Source organism: Streptococcus sp. k-90 (assembly GCF_013277565.1).
Classification (GTDB): Bacteria; Bacillota; Bacilli; order Lactobacillales; family Streptococcaceae; genus Streptococcus.
Genome location: NZ_VMNE01000002.1, coordinates 38,981 through 56,935, shown reverse-complemented (window position 1 = coordinate 56,935; position 17,955 = coordinate 38,981). Strand labels below are relative to the sequence as shown.

Genomic DNA, 17,955 nt, shown 5'->3' with positions numbered 1-17,955 from the left:
GCTACTGGTTGGGTTAAAGACAAAGGCTTATGGTATTACTTAAACGAATCAGGTTCAATGGCTACTGGTTGGGTTAAAGATAAAGGCTTATGGTATTACTTAAACGAATCAGGTTCAATGGCTACTGGTTGGGTTAAAGACAAAGGATCATGGTATTATCTTGATACTGCTGGAGCTATGAAGACAGGTTGGTTTACAGTTTCTGGTAAATGGTACTATACCTATAATTCAGGAGATTTATTAGTAAACACCACTACACCCGATGGCTATCGAGTCAATGCTAACGGTGAGTGGGTAGGATAGGTATCCATTAGCTAAATCTAATCATTCTGAACTAAAAAATCTTCTTACATATGTAGGAAGATTTTTTAGATTCTCAAAACTAGTTTAAAAGACTACGCTATTTAAACCAATTTTGAGAATGGATATATAAGGATATTCAGAAATCTAGTTGGTCAACTTTTGTATTTTGAATATACCTTAGATGGTGACGATGTCTTGGTATATCTGATACTCACTTACATATTCTAACTTATTTTAACTAAGATAAAACTGTAGTGGTGAATTTGCTACAAATAGTGTAGAGGCGTTATTTGAAAAATATACAAAAAAGGAACTCCAATTTACATTTGAGTTCCTCTTACTTTTAATTGTCCGAATCAATATTCTTATTTCAAAAAAAGGTAGTGATTCGGCTGATTTTTATTGCAATGTAGTGAAATTTGAAATTTCAAGAATCGCTTTAAATCAAGGTTTCTACCGTATATTGACGTGTAGTGAATCCCTATTTCACTTCTGTAAAACTAAATAAGGGAAACTTTTGATATTCTGGTTCGATTTTTGCTTATTTTTTATGAAAGTTTACCTTATTTTGATGAAATTGATTAAAATTAGTTGAAATTTTATGTTTTGAAAACTTATGAAAACGTTGATTTTAAAGCACTTTGAAATTAGATGAAATAAGTGGTGCCCCAACCAGGTCTTAAGAAAGCTCGTAAAGCTTCACAATTTAGTAAACGTTAATTCGAAAGAATTACTATATTTACAAAGAGCACCTTTCGGGGTGTTCTTTTTTATACTTTCTTACTTAATTAGATCTCTATCTGGTATTTTTTAATTGAGGATAAAGTAGAAACTTATCTAAATAGATTTTTCAGAAAATTTTCTAAAAAAACATAATTTGTTTGACATTCGTTTGAAAATTCTGTAAAATAAGTTATTATATTTTTAAGGAGAATATGTATGGAAAAACAGAAAACATTTTTTGGACACCCTATGGGCTTGTCCACCCTCTTCTTTACAGAGATGTGGGAACGCTTTTCTTACTATGGGATGCGAGCTATCCTACTTTACTATATGTACTATAGTGTGCAAGATGGTGGGTTGGGGATGGATAAGACTACGGCTGCATCGGTTATGGCTATTTATGGCTCGCTGGTATTTTTGTCCTCGGTTATTGGTGGTTTTGTCAGTGACCGTATTTTAGGAAGCCGTAAGACTGTCTTTTACGGTGGGATTCTGATTATGCTAGGACATATCGCTTTGGCAACACCTTTTGGACAAGTGGCTCTCTATCTTTCTATTGCCTTGATTATCTTTGGAACTGGATTTTTAAAACCCAATATCTCAGATATGGTTGGGGGAATTTATGAGAAAGAGGATGATAGACGGGATGCAGGTTTTAGTATCTTTGTCTTTGGGATTAACTTAGGTGCCTTTGTTGCCCCTTATCTAGTGGGTTATCTAGGTCAGGAAGTCAATTTCCATTTAGGTTTCTCATTAGCTGCCATTGGGATGTTCTTTGGTCTGGTGAAGTATGTTTTGGATGGGAAGAAATACCTGCCTGAATCAAGCCTTTACCCCACTGATCCACTTTCACAGAAGGAGCAGCAGAGCTTGATTAAACGTTTGCTGATTGCACTTGTCGTAGTTATTCTCGTGGTTATAGGTTTAGTCTTTACTCACCAGTTTAATGTGGATATGATTGTTAATATCTTTACAGTGATTGCTGTAATTATTCCAATCTACTATTTCTTCAAGATTTTATCTAGTCAGAAAATAACTGCCACTGAGAGATCCCGAGTATTTGCCTACATTCCTCTATTTATCGCTGGAGTACTCTTCTGGTCTATTGAGGAACAGGGTTCTGTTGTTCTCGCTCTATTTGCGGATGATCAAACTCGACTTTACTTTAATGTATTTGGGAATCAAATTCATTTCCCATCTAGCTTTTTCCAAAGTATTAATCCCCTTTTCATTATGATTTATGTGCCGATTTTTGCATGGTTGTGGGGGAAAATGGGTAAAAAGCAACCATCCTCTTCTAAGAAATTTGCTTATGGTTTATTTGCGGCAGGTTTATCCTTCTTGTGGATGATGTTACCAGGGATGCTCTTTGGGACAGATGTTAAGGTCAGTCCTTTCTGGTTGATTATGAGTTGGGCTATTGTAATTGTGGGTGAAATGCTGATTTCGCCGATTGGTCTATCAGTCACTAATAAGCTAGCACCAAAATCCTTCCAAGCACAAATGATGTCTATCTGGTTCTTGAGTAATGCTGCTGCCCAAGCTATCAATGCTCAAATTGTAAAATTTTATACAAGCGAGACCGAAGTTGCTTACTATGGAATTGTTGGAGGAATTACGATTGTATTCAGTATTATCTTACTCTTCTACGTTCCGCGTATTGAAAAACTAATGTCTGGTATCAAATAGAGAAAAACTGGAATTTCTGTAGGGATTCTAAAAGTTAAATCAATTATTTATTCATGGGATTTAGTTCTGTATTGTACAGGGCTGAGTCCTTTTAGTTTGATTAATGCTCTTCGAAAATCTCTTCAAACCATGTCAGCTTCATCTACAACCTCAAAACCATGTTTTGAGCAACCTGCGACTAGCTTCCTAGTTTGCATTTTGATTTTCATTGAGTATAAAATTCAGGATGTTTCTGATTTTTCTAATAGACACTTGTCTACTTTTTATTATGCGACTATTAGTCAGTCTCGCTCCGTTAGGTGCGAGACAAAAAAACCACCCGCTATGCGGGTGCGCGTCGAAGGTTATACCCCAAAAAAACTTCGAACGCGATACAATAAAGGTGTTCAAGCCAATTGTAAAACGAAAGGAGAAAAATATGGCACAAAAGGCTCATAGTTTATCGCACATAAAGTGGGACTATTCTATCACATTGTGTTCACCCTAAGTATAGACGAAAAGTTATCTATAATCAATATAGAAGTAGTTTAGGTGAAATATTTCATCGCTTGTGTGCTTATAAAGGAGTTGAAATTATCGAGGGTCACTTAATGCCAGACCATGTACATATGTTAGTAAGTATTCCACCAAGGATAAGTGTTTCGAGTTTCATGGGTTATTTAAAAGGAAAAAGTGCACTCATGATGTTTGATAAACACGCCAATCTCAAGTACAAGTTTGGGAATCGGTATTTTTGGGCGGAAGGTTATTATATGAGTACGGTGGGACTCAATGAAGCTACAATTAAGAAATATATTCAAGATTAAAGAAATTATCCAGTGGATGATTTCTTCACGAGTATGAAAATTTGAGAACGAGGTAAAGCATGATATAGCACTAGATAAATTGAGTGTAAAAGAATATGAGGGTCCCTTTAGGGATAGTGGTAAGTAATACTAAAGCCTCTTTAAGAGGCAAGTGACGAGTCAAGAGCAATAAGGCTTGAACAACGTGAAAGCCAGCGTCTTCAGGCGCTGGCTGGTAATTTGGGATTATAGCCCTGGGACAAACCACCCGTTTGACGGGTGATCATGATTGTTGGAAAGATTTACTTCATTTTCTCTTGAAATTGAGTTTTTTACCAGGCTTGTCTTCTTTTTATGCTATAAAGCTTATTTTTCTAAGTAATTACAAACATTATTAATTTGTTCATGAATTTTTGTACCAAATTTTTCTTCAAAAAATGCACTTCCTATTGTAAAAGCCCAAGGATTTGCTTCAATGACTTCATCCAAACGTTCATAGCTATCAATACTTCCAGCCAAACAAACGGGTGCTTGGACAGCTTGAATAAAAGTATTGTTCAGCTCAATGGGATCCCCTGTATAACGATAACCTAGCAGGTCAAATCCATAAACTCCTTTTGCTAGATATTCTTTTGCTTGAGAAATCATATGCTCGATAGAACCGTCTAGGATAGATGGACGATCCGTAATTTGTCCAACAAATGGCATATACTTTATGTTGTTTTCTTTACAAAATTGGTTTATTGAATCAAAGAAGACAGTCCCCATTAAAATATCGCACCCACATTCTTTAGCTATTCGTGCACCTTGGAGTCCACTTTCTTCGTCATATTCAACAACTTCAAGAAAAGTAGTCTTACCACAAGATTTCATTTTTGAGAATAACGATTTCATTTCAGAAATAGGAAGTGGTTTTTCTTTAAAACCCCAATACTCAGCGTTAGAGTGTTTACATGATTCGAAAATTTCACTAGCATTTTCAACTGTGTGATCATTGTGCGTCAGCATAACGATTAATTTAGGTGTGTTGTTCATAATAGTTCCTTTTACCTTGAATTTAAGTCATTTTTTCATGATATCGGAAGATTTAGATTATTGTTTAATCATTTCTGTAGGTATGAGATCGGGATCATACATGACTTTTGAATGATTTTTCAAAACAAGTTCTTTTTCTAATGTTTGTTCAGTTACTCTATCAAGCTTTTCACGATAAATCATGGAGTGACGATAATAATGTTCCCCCTCTTTTTTGAAATGATGATTTTCTTCGACAATTTGATAAATGAATGGGAACTGGGCTTCACTTCGTAATTCTCCGAAGAGTATTTCATTCTCAACCCATGTTCGTAATTGAATGATTTGGTTAGTTGAATTTTTAAAACGGTAATCTTGATGATTGTATTGGACAGATGTTCCGTTTGCAAATGGTTTTCGCTTTCCTTTATCTGGATCTAGTGCATCTGAATGTGCATGAAATTCCGTGATTTCCATGGGACTATGAACAATTAAAAGATGGAGTAGATTAGCTAGGTTGCAGAGTCCGCCTCCGATACCGGGTTCCACTTTGCCGTTAATAATGACTCGTCCTTCTAAGTATCCTTTTCTTTTTGTTGTATTTCCAATTAAACTCCAAAAAGAGAATTCTTCTCCAGGGTAAATCATAATATGGTTCAAAGATTGGGCTGCAATATGAATGTTAGTTGCTTTGCCTTTCTGGAGATTGATATCAATACCAGGACCGCGCTTGATCAACTGAGTAGAGTATGATGAAACCACGTTAGGTAGGAGTTTTTCTTGACGAACTTTTGAGAATTTCTTTCCTTCTTTAAAATTTTGGATATGTCGTTTGAGATTTTCTTTTTTTAAAGAGATTTTATATGTGGTAGGACTAATTTCACAAAATAATAGGTCCTTATTCCAAAAAACCATGCTCTTTCTCCTTCTTTATCACATCTAAATGCTTATTTTTTTGTCTGAAAAATGGGTAAGTAGATAGTATTAGTTTTTCAACCCATCGTTTTTTGCCAATCCCGCCTTCTTTAGGATCATATAAAAAATCAACCAATATAGTGGGAATATTTGCTCGACTAGCTCCCAGAATGTCTGTGAAAAGTTGATCTCCAATCATCACAGTTTCAAAAGGTTTTAACTGCATCATGTCAAGAGCTTTTTGAAAATTCTTAGGATTTGGTTTTTCTGCAAGAGGAATAAAAGGAACGGATAGATGTTTATTAAATTCTGTTATTCTTTCCTCGTCATTATTTGATAAAAGAAAAATTTGGAAACCAAGGACTTTGAGATTTTGAAATAGTTCAATAACTTGTTCTGTGGCAGGAGTACCATGCATCACAAGAGTCTGATCGATATCAAAAATTAAACCCTTAAAACCAATTTGATATAAGCTTTGATAAGGGATATCAAAAACATTTTTTGCTCGTGCTGCCGGCATGAATGGGAACATTTGGTGTAAAGCCTTTCATTGAATATATATCAATAATTCTAGCACATATATAGAACAAGGTCAACAGTGCTATTATATGTTTAGGTTTTGATAGCTGATGAAAGTGAAGTGTAGGCATAGGTGTATCTAAAAAAATATGATAATTATGAAGGGGGATTTTGAACATCATTTAGTTTTAAGAGTATTTATTAGGTTTTAAGTCCGAATGTAATTGAAGACTAGCACCCTACATTTATTGAGCTTGAAAACTGTTAGATGAGGGTGATGTATTAGAAACAGCTATATGAAACAGATTTTTTTGACTAGCAGTTTTATCAATTACAATTTACAATACTGCATTCTTCATTATATGGAATGGCTATTTAAGTCAAAGTTAATTAAAAATCTCACTATTCATTAGGCTAAAGGAGACCTAATCAAAGTGAGATTGTGAAATTATAGTAGGTTTTGTATCGCCTCTTCAATCTGTTTTGGGTCTGTTTTTGAAGAGAAGCGCTCAAAGACCTGCCCATCACGACCGATGAGAAATTTAGCGAAATTCCATTCGATTCGTTTTCCTAGTGGGCCAGATTTCTGGTCTTTTAACCAGACATAGAGGGGATCTGCCTCCTTGCCGTTGACCTTGATCTTGGCAAAGCGTGGGAAGGTGGTTTGATAGTTTAGGCTACAGAAGTTGCTGATTTCCTCTACGCTACCGGGTGCTTGTCCCATAAACTGATTGCAAGGGAAGTCTAAAATCTCAAAACCTTGTTCTTGATAGCGATCATAGAGTTCTTGAAGTCCTTGGTACTGGGGCGTTAAACCACATCCGGTAGCAGTGTTGACAACCAAGAGAACTTTCCCACGATAGGCATCTAGTGGAGTTTCTTGATTGTCTTGGTTCAAAACTGAAAAATCGTATAGTGAAGTCATTGATTGCTTTTCTCCTTCTGTGTGATCTTGTTAGGAGTTTTTTCCTCCTGTAGTGATAGAAATCCGTAGGTCATGGTTCCAAAAATGCTACCGATAATCAGGCCATACATCAGCAAAGGAACACTTTTATCGACTTGCATGAGCAACTTCCCAAAATCTGAAAAGGACATCTGCTGAACGAAGACTTTATGAAAGATGAGTAAGGTAAAGAGACCAATCTGAATATCGATAAACACAACCCAGCTTCGAAATTTGATTTGGGCTTTGCTGTAGGTTTTGAGGATGATTTCTGACTTGTCATCTTTTTCCAGATGGAGTTCTTTGACGGCTCTTTGAGTTTTTAAAGTAATGAAAAAAATGAGTCCAGAGTAAACGTAGGGCATAGCATAGCGAACGGCTTCTATGAAGCGTCCAAATAACAGATAAAACAAGAAGAGAATGAAGGAAGAATAAACGATTTGGACCATGGAACGGGCACAAGCCTTGTGGATAATCTCTTGTCGGCATTCATCAAAAGGGCCCTGAATGTGAAAGAGATTTCGAAGTAGGCGAGTGGTGAAGTCTTCTTTTTTCATGCTAGTAACCTCCTAAATGAGCGGTTTTACTGATTTTCTTTTACGAATTGATAGAGATAATAAAGATAAGTGATAGAAGAAAGGCTAGCGATAGTCAGCAGTAAATAATATTTCCAACCGCTTGAGATGAGCATCAGTTGTGGAAAAGATAGAATTATAAAGTATAGTGCTAAGTTAAGTGTGCGCGTTTTTGGGGAGTCAATCTTTAGATAAGTCAGTCCTTTGTTAAGTGCTAGAATAAAGACTAGCACGAGGAATGTCTCGTCGATTGGCAAGTTCCCTGAAACGATGATGAAGATGAGCAGTGAACTGAACAAAATATGATAGGTAAGTAAAGTTACTAGTGATTTCATAGGGCACCTCCTAATACTCATCCTGATTTTTCTTGGCTTTTGCAATGCGACGGGAGATGAGGAACTGTATGCTTGCCCCGAAGAAGATAGAACCGAGAATGCTTGATACACCATTTCTTATAGTGAGAAGAGACTGAAAATAGTCCTGACCTTCACCTATGAGTATATCGAGAAGAGGAGTTATAAAAAATATCCATAGACCAAAGAACAAACCTGCTTTCAGACCTGGGTAATGTAGTTGCTTGCTTTCTTTCTCACTCAGCATATCTGGATCAATAGCTGTAATCCCTGTTTTTTTGGTTTGGGAGAGCACATAGAAAGCAGAAATCATCGAAATGCCGAATACCACAATAGGATAGCCGATAGCGACAATTTGCGGGTATTTATAAGCGAGGACAAAGGGGATGAGATTTCCAAATGTCATCAGATAAAAGAGGATGATAAAAACTTGATTGCCGATACGATCAGCCTCGCGTCGTTTGTGTTCATCAAGTGGTCCTGAAATGCCATAAATGCGTTTGATAAATTTTTCAGTGAAGGCTTCTTTTTTCATGAGTTGGCTCCTTTTTTAAAAATTATCCTCCCAAAAGAGACTGTTGAGGTCAGTTTGGAGGCTACGAGCGAGATTGAGACAGAGTTCCAGGGTTGGATTGTACTTGTCGTTTTCAATCATATTGATGGTTTGTCTCGAGACACCGATATCCTTGGCGAGCTCGAGCTGGGAAATGCCTAGTTCCTTGCGAAATTCTTTCACACGATTCATCTATTCTCCTTTCTGGTTTGTGTCGCATATATTTGACTATATTATATTCTTCTGTGAAGTAGATGTCAAGCATATTTGACATATTTCTTAAAGAAATTCTTACTTGTTTGTGGCCTATTTGTCTGACTAGTGCAAGCTGGTCGGATTTGTGGTAAAATAGATAAGATATGACAAAAGAATTTCATCATGTAACGGTCTTACTCCACGAAACGATTGATATGCTCGACGTAAAGCCTGACGGTATCTACGTTGATGCGACTTTAGGTGGAGCAGGCCACAGCGAATATTTATTAAGTAAATTAAGTGAAAAAGGCCATCTCTATGCCTTTGACCAGGACCAGAATGCCATTGACAACGCGCAAAAACGTTTGGCACCCTATATCGAAAAAGGGATGGTAACCTTTATCAAGGACAATTTCCGTCATTTACAGGCCCGTTTGCGCGAAGCTGGTGTTCAGGAAATTGATGGAATTTGTTATGACTTGGGAGTGTCTAGTCCTCAGCTGGACCAGCGTGAGCGTGGTTTTTCTTATAAAAAGGATGCGCCACTGGACATGCGCATGAATCAGGATGCTAGTCTGACAGCTTATGAAGTGGTGAACCACTATGACTATCATGACTTGGTTCGTATTTTCTTTAAGTATGGCGAGGATAAATTCTCTAAACAGATTGCGCGTAAGATTGAACAAGCGCGTGAAATAAAGCCAATCGAGACAACGACTGAATTGGCAGACATTATCAAGTCGGCCAAACCTGCCAAGGAACTCAAGAAGAAGGGGCATCCTGCCAAGCAGATTTTCCAGGCTATTCGAATTGAAGTCAATGATGAACTGGGAGCAGCAGATGAATCTATCCAGCAGGCTATGGAGATGTTGGCTATAGATGCTAGAATCTCAGTGATTACCTTCCATTCGCTAGAAGACCGCTTGACCAAGCAATTGTTCAAGGAAGCTTCAACAGTTGAAGTTCCCAAAGGCTTGCCTTTCATCCCGGATGATCTCAAGCCCAAGATGGAATTGGTATCCCGTAAGCCAATCTTGCCAAGTGCAGAAGAATTAGAAGCCAATAACCGCTCGCACTCAGCCAAGTTGCGCGTGGCAAGAAAAATTCACAAGTAAGAGGAAAAAATGGTAGATAAGAAAGAAACAACCAGTCAATTCTTGCAGAGTCGTATAAAAAAATTCTCCCGTGTGGAGAAGGCTTTTTATCTCTCCATTGCGTTTACAGCTCTCGTTTTGGCATTGAGTATTATCTTTATGCAGACTCGACTCCTACAAGTACAAAATGATTTGACAAAAATCAATGCGCAGATAGAGGAGAAGAAGACAGAATTGGATGATGCCAAACAAGAGGTAAATGAATTGTTGAGGGCAGAACGCTTGAAAGAAATCGCAAATTCTAAGGACTTAAAATTGAATAACGAGAATATTCGATCAGCGGAGTAAGATATGAAGTGGACAAAAAGAATAACCCGATTTGCGATTAGAAACCGTAAATCTCCAGCAGAAAACCGTAAAATAGTGGGGAAGTACATCAGCTTGTTAGCTGTCGTACTTTTCGCTGTCTTTTTGGTCAATTTTGCTGTTATTATCGGAAGTGGTAGTAAATTTGGAACAGATCTAGTAAAAGAGGCTAAGAAAGTTCACCAAATAACTCGTACAGTCCCTGCCAAACGTGGGACTATTTATGATCGAAATGGAGTCCCGATTGCTGAGGACGCAACCTCCTATAATGTCTATGCTGTTATTGATAAAAAATACAAATCAGCAACGGGTAAAATTCTTTATGTAGAAGATGCCCAGTTTAATAAGGTAGCAGAGGTCTTCCATAAGTATTTGGATATGGACGAGTCTTATGTTAAAGAACAATTGTCTCAACCGAATCTGACTCAAGTTTCCTTTGGTGCCAAAGGAAATGGGATTACCTATGCCAATATGATAGCTATTAAAAAGGATTTGAAAGACGCTAGTGTTGAAGGAATTGACTTTACAACTAGCCCTAACAGAAGCTATCCAAATGGACAATTCGCTTCTAGTTTTATTGGTTTAGCTCAGCTCCATGAAAATGAAGATGGGAGCAAGAGTTTGCTGGGAACTTCTGGGATGGAGAGTTCCTTGAACAGTATTCTCGCAGGGAAAGATGGCATTATTACTTATGAAAAGGATCGTCTAGGTAATGTTGTACCCGGAACGGAACAAGTTTCCCAACAAACGGTAGATGGCAAGGATGTTTATACAACGATTTCCAGCACCCTTCAGTCTTTCATGGAGACACAGATGAATGTCTTTCAAGAAAAAGTAAAAGGCAAGTATATGACAGCAACCTTGGTTAGTGCTAAAACGGGAGAAATTCTTGCAACAACGCAGAGACCAACCTTCGACGCTGATACTAAGGAAGGGTTGACTAAGGACTTTATTTGGCGTGATATCCTCTATCAAAGTAACTATGAGCCAGGGTCAACCATGAAGGTCATGACACTCGCGGCTGCTATTGACAATAACACTTTCTCAGGAGGAGAAGTCTTCAATAGTAGTGAGTTAAAAGTGGCAGATGCTACTATCCGAGATTGGGACGTCAATGAAGGATTAACTGGCGGAGGAATGATGACCTTTTCTCAAGGGTTTGCGCACTCAAGTAACGTTGGGATGACGCTTCTGGAGCAAAAGATGGGAGATGCTACCTGGCTGGATTATCTAAGTCGCTTTAAATTTGGTGTTCCGACTCGTTTTGGTTTGACGGATGAATATGCAGGCCAACTTCCTGCTGACAATATTGTCAATATTGCCCAGAGTTCATTTGGACAAGGGATTTCAGTGACCCAAACCCAAATGCTACGTGCTTTTACAGCGATCGCTAATGATGGAATTATGTTAGAGCCTAAATTTATTAGTGCAATTTATGATTCCAATAATCAATCTGTTCGTAAGTCTCAAAAAGAAGTTGTGGGGAATCCTGTTTCTAAAGATGCGGCAAGTTTAACTCGAACTCATATGGTGTTAGTAGGAACTGATCCTGTTTATGGAACTATGCATAACCACAGTACAGGCAAGCCAACTGTAACTGTTCCTGGTCAAAATGTGGCTCTCAAGTCCGGTACAGCCCAGATTGCGGATGAGAAAAATGGAGGATATTTGATTGGTTCTACCAATTATATTTTTTCGGCTGTATCGATGAATCCGGCTGAAAATCCTGATTTTATCTTGTATGTAACAGTTCAACAACCTGAGCATTATTCAGGGATCCAGTTGGGAGAATTCGCCAATCCTATCTTGGAAAGGGCAGTGGCCATGAAAGATTCCCTTAATCTTCAATCAACAGCCAAAGCCTTAGATCAAATAAGTAGTCAGACTTCTTATGCTATGCCTAGTATCAAGGACATATCCCCTGGAGATTTAGCAGAAGAACTACGTCGCAATATTGTGCAACCAATCGTTGTGGGAACAGGAACAAAGATTAAAGAATCATCTGTAGAAGAAGGGACCAATCTTGCACCTAACCAGCAAGTTCTCCTCTTATCTGATAAAGCAGAGGAAGTTCCAGATATGTATGGTTGGACAAAAGCAACCGCAGAAGCTTTTTCTAAGTGGTTAAATATAGAACTTGAATTTGAAGGTTCGGGCTCCACTGTGCAGAAGCAAGATGTTCGTGCTAATACAGCCATCAAGGACATTAAAAAAATTACATTAACTTTAGGAGACTAATATGTTTATTTCCATCAGTGCTGGAATTGTGACATTTTTACTAACTTTAGTAGGAATTCCAGCTTTTATCCAATTTTATAGAAAGGCGCAAATTACAGGCCAGCAGATGCATGAGGATGTCAAACAACACCAAGCAAAAGCTGGCACGCCCACAATGGGGGGACTTGTTTTCCTCATTGCTGCAGTTGTGGTGAGTTTTCTTGTTGCTATTTTTTCAAAACAATTGACCAATAATGTGGGAATGATTTTGTTCATCTTGGTCTTGTATGGCTTGGTTGGATTTTTAGATGACTTTCTCAAAGTCTTTCGCAAAATCAATGAGGGGCTAAATCCCAAGCAAAAATTGGCTCTTCAGCTTTTAGGTGGAGTTATCTTTTATCTTTTCTATGAGCGTGGGGGTGATATCCTGTCTGTATTTGGTTATCCAGTTCATTTGGGATTTTTCTATATTTTCTTTGCTCTTTTCTGGCTAGTCGGTTTTTCAAATGCAGTAAACTTGACAGACGGAATTGATGGTTTAGCTAGTATTTCCGTTGTGATTAGCTTGTCTGCCTATGGAGTTATTGCATATGTGCAAGGTCAGATGGATATTCTTCTAGTGATTCTTGCCATGATTGGTGGTTTGCTTGGTTTCTTCGTCTTTAACCATAAGCCTGCCAAGGTCTTTATGGGAGATGTGGGAAGTTTGGCCCTAGGTGGAATGCTGGCAGCCATCTCTATGGCCCTCCACCAAGAATGGACTCTCTTGATTATTGGAATTGTTTATGTCTTTGAAACAACTTCGGTCATGATGCAAGTCAGTTATTTCAAAATGACTGGTGGCAAACGTATTTTCCGTATGACGCCTGTGCATCACCATTTTGAACTTGGAGGATTGTCTGGTAAAGGAAACCCTTGGAGCGAGTGGAAGGTTGACTTCTTCTTTTGGGGAGTAGGACTTCTAGCAAGTCTCCTGACCCTAGCAATTTTATATTTGATGTAAGAATAGCACCCTGATATTTCAGGGTGTTTTTGCTTTTAAAAAAAATATTGGTCAATTAAAGTCAAATCACTTGACCTTTTCTGACCAATGTAGTATATTATGAACGTAAGGTAAATGAAAGCCTTACTAGAACACTTATTTAAAGTAAAGTAGAAAGAGGTGTGTCTATGTTTAATCTAGAAATCTTCAGAAGTAAAGATAGTCTACTCCTGCTTGAAAAAGAAAAACCAGAAATAGTACCTAGAGTAGCGATTTAGCTAGTCTAAATTTTTTAAAACAAAGGTCAAAGATAGTCAATATCAGTAATAATAACGAAGTAAATAAAATGAGGTAAAGAATATGAACAACAACTTTAATAATTTTAACAACATGGATGATTTATTTAACCAATTGATGGGTGGTATGCGAGGATACAGTTCTGAAAATCGCCGTTACTTGATTAATGGACGTGAAGTCACACCTGAGGAATTTGCTCATTATCGTGCGACTGGTCAATTGCCAGGAAATGCAGAAGTTGATGGACAAATGCCACAACATACGTCAGGTATGAAACAAGATGGTGTCCTTGCTAAACTGGGTCGAAACTTGACAGCAGAAGCGCGTGAGGGCAAGTTGGATCCTGTTATCGGACGAAACAAGGAAATTCAAGAAACATCTGAAATCCTTTCACGTCGTACTAAGAACAATCCTGTTTTGGTCGGAGATGCAGGTGTTGGTAAGACAGCAGTTGTCGAAGGTCTAGCACAAGCCATTGTGAACGGAGATGTTCCAGCTGCTATTAAGAACAAGGAAATTATTTCCATTGATATCTCTGGTCTTGAGGCTGGTACTCAATACCGTGGTAGTTTTGAAGAAAACGTTCAAAACCTAGTTAATGAGGTCAAAGAAGCAGGGAATATTATTCTCTTCTTTGATGAAATTCACCAAATCCTCGGTGCTGGATCTACTGGAGGTGACAGTGGTTCTAAAGGGCTTGCGGACATTCTCAAGCCAGCCCTCTCTCGTGGAGAATTGACAGTGATTGGAGCAACGACTCAAGACGAATATCGTAACACCATCTTGAAGAATGCAGCTCTTGCTCGTCGTTTCAACGAAGTCAAGGTCAATGCTCCTTCAGCAGAGGATACCTTTAAAATTCTTCAAGGAATTCGTGACCTCTATCAGCAACACCATAATGTTATCCTGCCAGACGAGGTTTTGAAAGCGGCAGTGGATTATTCTATCCAATACATTCCTCAACGTAGCTTGCCAGATAAGGCTATCGACCTTGTCGATGTAACGGCAGCTCACTTGGCAGCACAACATCCTGTAACAGATGTGCATGCTGTTGAACGTGAAATTGAAGCGGAAAAAGACAAGCAAGAAAAAGCAGTTGAGGCAGAAGATTTTGAAGCAGCTCTCAACTATAAAACACATATTGCAGAATTGGAAAAGAAAATCGAAAACCACACAGAAGATATGAAGGTGACTGCAAGTGTCAACGATGTGGCTGAATCTGTAGAACGAATGACGGGTATTCCAGTTTCACAAATGGGAGCATCAGATATCGAACGTTTGAAAGATATGGGTCATCGTTTGCAGACGAAAGTTATTGGTCAAGATAAGGCCGTTGAAGCAGTAGCAAAAGCTATCCGTCGTAACCGTGCTGGTTTTGATGAAGGTAATCGTCCAATCGGTAGCTTCCTCTTTGTAGGTCCTACTGGTGTTGGTAAGACTGAGTTGGCTAAACAATTGGCTCTAGATATGTTCGGAACGAAAGATGCTATCATACGTTTGGACATGTCAGAATACAGCGACCGCACAGCCGTATCTAAATTGATTGGTACAACTGCAGGTTATGTTGGTTACGATGACAACAACAATACCTTGACAGAACGCGTCCGTCGCAATCCATACTCAATCGTCCTTCTCGACGAAATTGAAAAGGCTGACCCTCAAGTCATCACCCTTCTCCTTCAAGTTTTGGATGATGGTCGTTTGACAGATGGTCAAGGTAACACTGTTAACTTCAAGAATACGGTGATTATCGCAACTTCAAATGCAGGCTTTGGTTACGAAGCTAACTTGACAGAAGATGCTGATAAACCAGAATTGATGGATCGTTTGAAACCTTACTTCCGTCCAGAATTCCTTAACCGTTTCAATGCTGTCATCGAATTCTCACACTTGAGCAAAGAAGATCTTTCTAAGATTGTAGACCTTATGTTGGTTGAAGTTAACAAGACGCTTTCTAAGAAAGACATTGACTTGGCAGTGAGCGAAGCTGCTAAAGAATACATGACTGAGGAAGGCTACGATGAAGTCATGGGTGTTCGTCCACTCCGTCGTGTGGTTGAACAACAAATCCGTGACAAAGTCACAGACTTCCACTTGGATAACCTTGATGCTAAACACCTAGAAGCAGATATGGAAGATGGTGTTTTGGTCATTCGTGAGAAAGCCTAACTCAACATTTTGAGCATAAAAAAGAAGGAGCCAGCTGAAAAAACTGGTTCCTTTTTTACGTTTAAATCACATGACGTTCAAAGGCATCATCTGAAATCCCTTGTTCAAGGATGAGTTTAGCCCATTCTTTAGCAGAGAAGAGGCTGTGGTCCTTATAGTTTCCGCAAGATTCGATGGTTGTTCCAGGGACATCTTCCCAAGTAGTGGTTTCAGCGATTTCCTTGAGCGAATCCTTGATAACAGCCGCAATTTCAGCACTGGTATGACGTCCCCACATAATCATGTGGAAGCCTGTACGGCAACCAAATGGTGAACAGTCAATCATACCGTCAATGCGGGTACGGATAAGTTTTGCCAAGAGGTGCTCGATAGTGTGAAGTCCAGCAGTAGGGATTGAGTCTTCGTTTGGTTGCACCAAGCGAATATCAAAGTTGGAGATAACGTCTCCCTTTGGCCCGGTTTCTTCCCCAATCAAGCGAACATAGGGTGCTTTAACAATAGTGTGGTCAAGTTCAAAACTTTCAACAATAACTTCTTTTGACATGGTATATCCTTTCAGTTTTCTTTTTTTATTATATCATAAAGCTGGCTCCTGAGACAGAGAGAAAACCTCTCCGAGGCTGGAGAGGTTGAAATCGTTACTTACGATACAAGCGGTCGTATTGGTAGTATGGGTCAAAGGTTACGTTGATACCTAGTTTACGAAGGACATTCTTGTCTTCATCGGTCAAGATGATGGTTGAGTGGGCTTCGCTTCCTTTGAGATTGCCAAGTTCTTTCATAGCGCGGGCAGCATCAGGATTTTCCGTAGCTGTGATAGCCAGTGCAATCAAAATTTCATTTGAATGTAGGCGTGGATTGCGGCTACCTAGATGATCGATTTTAAGACCTTGGATTGGCTTGACAACTTCTGGTTCGATTAGTTTCACTTCTTTAGCAATATCAGCTGATTTCTTGATAGCGTTGATAAGAGCAGCGGCTGTAGGGCCAAAGAGTTCTGAGTTTTTACCAGTCACGATTTCGCCAGTTGGCAATTCAAGGGCTAGGGCTGGTCCGCCAGTTTCTTCAGCTTTTTGACGGGCAACGACAGCAACCTTACGGTCTGCAGGTGTGATGCCGAGGTCATTCATAAGCAACTCGATTTTCTTGACAGCAGCTTCGCCAACTTTTTCGGCTTTGAAATCAAGAACAGTTTGATAGTAGCGACGGATGATTTCTTGTTTAGAGGCTTCGATAGCAGCCTCATTATCTGTAATAGCGAAACCAACCATGTTGACTCCCATATCTGTTGGAGAAGCGTATGGAGACTCTCCTAGGATACGTTCCAACATGCGCTTGAGCACTGGGAAGATTTCGATATCACGGTTGTAGTTGACAGTGGTTTCTCCATAGGTTTGAAGATGGAAAGGATCAATCATGTTGACATCATCAAGGTCAGCTGTGGCAGCTTCATAAGCCAAGTTAACTGGATGATGAAGGGGAAGATTCCAAACTGGGAAGGTTTCAAATTTAGCGTAACCAGACTTGATACCATTGATTTGGTCGTGGTACATATTGGACATACAGGTTGCCAATTTTCCAGAACCAGGTCCAGGAGCGGTTACGACAATCAGGTTGCGACTGGTTTTGATGTAGTCATTTTTTCCCATGCCTTCTGGAGAAATGATGTGATCCATATCCGTCGGATATCCTTTTATTGGATAATGAAGATAGGAATCAATTCCGTTTTTCTCAAGTTGGTTGCGGAAAGCATCTGCAGCGGGTTGGCCAGCGTATTGTGTAATGACCACTGAGCCGACAAAAATCCCTAATTCATTGAATTTATCAATCAAACGAAGAACTTCTTGGTCATAAGAAATGCCCAAGTCACCACGTGCTTTAGAATGCTCGATGTTGCTAGCGTTAATGGCAATCACAACCTCAACCTGCTCTTTCAACTCTTGCAAGAGCTTGATTTTGTTGTCAGGCTCATAGCCAGGAAGCACACGAGCAGCGTGGAAATCTTCTAGCATTTTGCCACCAAACTCCAAGTAGAGCTTGCCGTCAAATTGGTTAATGCGCTCCAAAATGTGGTCGCGCTGTAGATTCAAATATTGTTCAGAACTAAAAGCTTGTTTTTTCATTTTTTTACCTCTGACCTCTATTATAATAAAAAATTGGCAGTTAGGAAACTATGGAGTTAAAAAAGGAAGTAAAAAGATTAGGCAAACGCTTGCACAAAACTCAGAAAAGCGCTATCATAGACTGTAGATTATTAAAATAA

The 17,955-nt window shown here is 38.9% G+C and carries 17 protein-coding genes and 1 pseudogene; 8 read left to right on the top strand and 10 right to left on the bottom strand.

Going from position 1 to position 17,955, the window contains the following annotated elements:
- The 3 genes and pseudogenes from HT734_RS00830 to tnpA form a co-directional block, all read left to right on the top strand.
- Positions 1 to 303, top strand: a 303-nt coding sequence (locus tag HT734_RS00830) for an N-acetylmuramoyl-L-alanine amidase family protein (protein WP_173308458.1), incomplete at its 5' end; no start/stop codon positions are given.
- Between the two features lie 939 nt (positions 304 to 1,242).
- Complete coding sequence (locus tag HT734_RS00825; protein ID WP_173277972.1) at positions 1,243 to 2,715, top strand: peptide MFS transporter; 1,473 nt, start codon at positions 1,243 to 1,245, stop codon at positions 2,713 to 2,715.
- Positions 2,716 to 3,133: 418 nt separating this feature from the next.
- Positions 3,134 to 3,648 (top strand): annotated as a pseudogene (gene tnpA / locus HT734_RS00820) (IS200/IS605 family transposase).
- A gap of 218 nt (positions 3,649 to 3,866) precedes the next feature.
- Here tnpA and HT734_RS00815 read toward each other — a convergent pair.
- From HT734_RS00815 to HT734_RS00780, 8 genes are all read right to left on the bottom strand, one after another.
- A complete protein-coding gene (locus HT734_RS00815) occupies positions 3,867 to 4,535 on the bottom strand; it encodes a hypothetical protein (protein ID WP_061758858.1) in 669 nt (222 codons plus the stop codon).
- Positions 4,536 to 4,592: 57 nt separating this feature from the next.
- Positions 4,593 to 5,429: a VanW family protein gene (locus HT734_RS00810; RefSeq protein WP_061758857.1), complete on the bottom strand. Its 837-nt coding sequence runs from the start codon at positions 5,427 to 5,429 to the stop codon at positions 4,593 to 4,595.
- Positions 5,413 to 5,949: a YqeG family HAD IIIA-type phosphatase gene (locus tag HT734_RS00805; protein ID WP_228343429.1), complete on the bottom strand. Its 537-nt coding sequence runs from the start codon at positions 5,947 to 5,949 to the stop codon at positions 5,413 to 5,415. Before HT734_RS00805 ends, HT734_RS00810 begins: the two co-directional genes overlap by 17 nt.
- A gap of 447 nt (positions 5,950 to 6,396) precedes the next feature.
- Positions 6,397 to 6,873: a glutathione peroxidase gene (locus HT734_RS00800; RefSeq protein ID WP_173277974.1), complete on the bottom strand. Its 477-nt coding sequence runs from the start codon at positions 6,871 to 6,873 to the stop codon at positions 6,397 to 6,399.
- Positions 6,870 to 7,448 carry a DUF3278 domain-containing protein gene (locus tag HT734_RS00795; protein WP_061758854.1) on the bottom strand — a complete coding sequence of 193 codons (579 nt, stop codon included), beginning with the start codon at positions 7,446 to 7,448 and terminating at the stop codon, positions 6,870 to 6,872. The genes HT734_RS00800 and HT734_RS00795 overlap by 4 nt, the downstream gene beginning before the upstream one ends.
- Before the next feature lie 26 nt (positions 7,449 to 7,474).
- Positions 7,475 to 7,801, bottom strand: a complete 327-nt coding sequence (locus HT734_RS00790) for a hypothetical protein (RefSeq protein WP_061758853.1) — start codon at positions 7,799 to 7,801, stop codon at positions 7,475 to 7,477.
- A 10-nt stretch (positions 7,802 to 7,811) separates the two neighbouring features.
- Positions 7,812 to 8,354 (bottom strand): DUF3278 domain-containing protein, encoded by a 543-nt coding sequence (locus HT734_RS00785; RefSeq protein WP_173277976.1) that lies wholly within the window; start codon positions 8,352 to 8,354, stop codon positions 7,812 to 7,814.
- A gap of 15 nt (positions 8,355 to 8,369) precedes the next feature.
- The gene (locus HT734_RS00780) at positions 8,370 to 8,564 is read right to left on the bottom strand and encodes a helix-turn-helix transcriptional regulator (RefSeq protein WP_001082471.1); all 195 of its coding nucleotides are present in this window, start codon (positions 8,562 to 8,564) and stop codon (positions 8,370 to 8,372) included.
- 167 nt (positions 8,565 to 8,731) lie between these two features.
- Between HT734_RS00780 and rsmH the strand changes: the two genes are divergently transcribed.
- From rsmH to HT734_RS00755, 5 genes are all read left to right on the top strand, one after another.
- Positions 8,732 to 9,682 carry a 16S rRNA (cytosine(1402)-N(4))-methyltransferase RsmH gene (rsmH, locus tag HT734_RS00775; RefSeq protein WP_061758851.1) on the top strand — a complete coding sequence of 317 codons (951 nt, stop codon included), beginning with the start codon at positions 8,732 to 8,734 and terminating at the stop codon, positions 9,680 to 9,682.
- A gap of 9 nt (positions 9,683 to 9,691) precedes the next feature.
- Positions 9,692 to 10,009, top strand: a complete 318-nt coding sequence (ftsL, locus tag HT734_RS00770; protein WP_000227825.1) for a cell division protein FtsL — start codon at positions 9,692 to 9,694, stop codon at positions 10,007 to 10,009.
- A 3-nt stretch (positions 10,010 to 10,012) separates the two neighbouring features.
- On the top strand, positions 10,013 to 12,265 hold the full coding sequence (pbp2X, locus tag HT734_RS00765) for a penicillin-binding protein PBP2X (protein ID WP_173277978.1): 2,253 nt from the start codon (positions 10,013 to 10,015) through the stop codon (positions 12,263 to 12,265).
- Position 12,266: 1 nt separating this feature from the next.
- Positions 12,267 to 13,247 carry a phospho-N-acetylmuramoyl-pentapeptide-transferase gene (gene mraY / locus HT734_RS00760; RefSeq protein WP_173277980.1) on the top strand — a complete coding sequence of 327 codons (981 nt, stop codon included), beginning with the start codon at positions 12,267 to 12,269 and terminating at the stop codon, positions 13,245 to 13,247.
- Between the two features lie 339 nt (positions 13,248 to 13,586).
- Positions 13,587 to 15,692, top strand: a complete 2,106-nt coding sequence (locus tag HT734_RS00755; protein WP_173277982.1) for an ATP-dependent Clp protease ATP-binding subunit — start codon at positions 13,587 to 13,589, stop codon at positions 15,690 to 15,692.
- A gap of 61 nt (positions 15,693 to 15,753) precedes the next feature.
- Here HT734_RS00755 and HT734_RS00750 read toward each other — a convergent pair whose 3' ends face one another.
- Positions 15,754 to 16,236 carry an S-ribosylhomocysteine lyase gene (locus HT734_RS00750; RefSeq protein WP_000032557.1) on the bottom strand — a complete coding sequence of 161 codons (483 nt, stop codon included), beginning with the start codon at positions 16,234 to 16,236 and terminating at the stop codon, positions 15,754 to 15,756.
- A 94-nt stretch (positions 16,237 to 16,330) separates the two neighbouring features.
- Positions 16,331 to 17,815 carry a DUF1846 domain-containing protein gene (locus HT734_RS00745; protein ID WP_140834312.1) on the bottom strand — a complete coding sequence of 495 codons (1,485 nt, stop codon included), beginning with the start codon at positions 17,813 to 17,815 and terminating at the stop codon, positions 16,331 to 16,333.
- Positions 17,816 to 17,955 lie beyond the last annotated feature (140 nt).

What these genes read in the sequence shown, in the direction of transcription:
- HT734_RS00815 (WP_061758858.1), bottom strand. Translation starts at nt 4,535, where the DNA reads ATGAACAACACACCTAAATTAATCGTTATGCTGACGCACAATGATCAC.
- HT734_RS00795 (WP_061758854.1), bottom strand. Translation starts at nt 7,448, where the DNA reads ATGAAAAAAGAAGACTTCACCACTCGCCTACTTCGAAATCTCTTTCAC.
- HT734_RS00750 (WP_000032557.1), bottom strand. Translation starts at nt 16,236, where the DNA reads ATGTCAAAAGAAGTTATTGTTGAAAGTTTTGAACTTGACCACACTATT.
- HT734_RS00785 (WP_173277976.1), bottom strand. Translation starts at nt 8,354, where the DNA reads ATGAAAAAAGAAGCCTTCACTGAAAAATTTATCAAACGCATTTATGGC.
- ftsL (WP_000227825.1), top strand. Translation starts at nt 9,692, where the DNA reads ATGGTAGATAAGAAAGAAACAACCAGTCAATTCTTGCAGAGTCGTATA.
- HT734_RS00825 (WP_173277972.1), top strand. Translation starts at nt 1,243, where the DNA reads ATGGAAAAACAGAAAACATTTTTTGGACACCCTATGGGCTTGTCCACC.
- HT734_RS00810 (WP_061758857.1), bottom strand. Translation starts at nt 5,429, where the DNA reads ATGGTTTTTTGGAATAAGGACCTATTATTTTGTGAAATTAGTCCTACC.
- pbp2X (WP_173277978.1), top strand. Translation starts at nt 10,013, where the DNA reads ATGAAGTGGACAAAAAGAATAACCCGATTTGCGATTAGAAACCGTAAA.
- rsmH (WP_061758851.1), top strand. Translation starts at nt 8,732, where the DNA reads ATGACAAAAGAATTTCATCATGTAACGGTCTTACTCCACGAAACGATT.
- HT734_RS00745 (WP_140834312.1), bottom strand. Translation starts at nt 17,815, where the DNA reads ATGAAAAAACAAGCTTTTAGTTCTGAACAATATTTGAATCTACAGCGC.
- HT734_RS00790 (WP_061758853.1), bottom strand. Translation starts at nt 7,801, where the DNA reads ATGAAATCACTAGTAACTTTACTTACCTATCATATTTTGTTCAGTTCA.
- HT734_RS00800 (WP_173277974.1), bottom strand. Translation starts at nt 6,873, where the DNA reads ATGACTTCACTATACGATTTTTCAGTTTTGAACCAAGACAATCAAGAA.
- mraY (WP_173277980.1), top strand. Translation starts at nt 12,267, where the DNA reads ATGTTTATTTCCATCAGTGCTGGAATTGTGACATTTTTACTAACTTTA.
- HT734_RS00755 (WP_173277982.1), top strand. Translation starts at nt 13,587, where the DNA reads ATGAACAACAACTTTAATAATTTTAACAACATGGATGATTTATTTAAC.
- HT734_RS00805 (WP_228343429.1), bottom strand. Translation starts at nt 5,949, where the DNA reads ATGCCGGCAGCACGAGCAAAAAATGTTTTTGATATCCCTTATCAAAGC.
- HT734_RS00780 (WP_001082471.1), bottom strand. Translation starts at nt 8,564, where the DNA reads ATGAATCGTGTGAAAGAATTTCGCAAGGAACTAGGCATTTCCCAGCTC.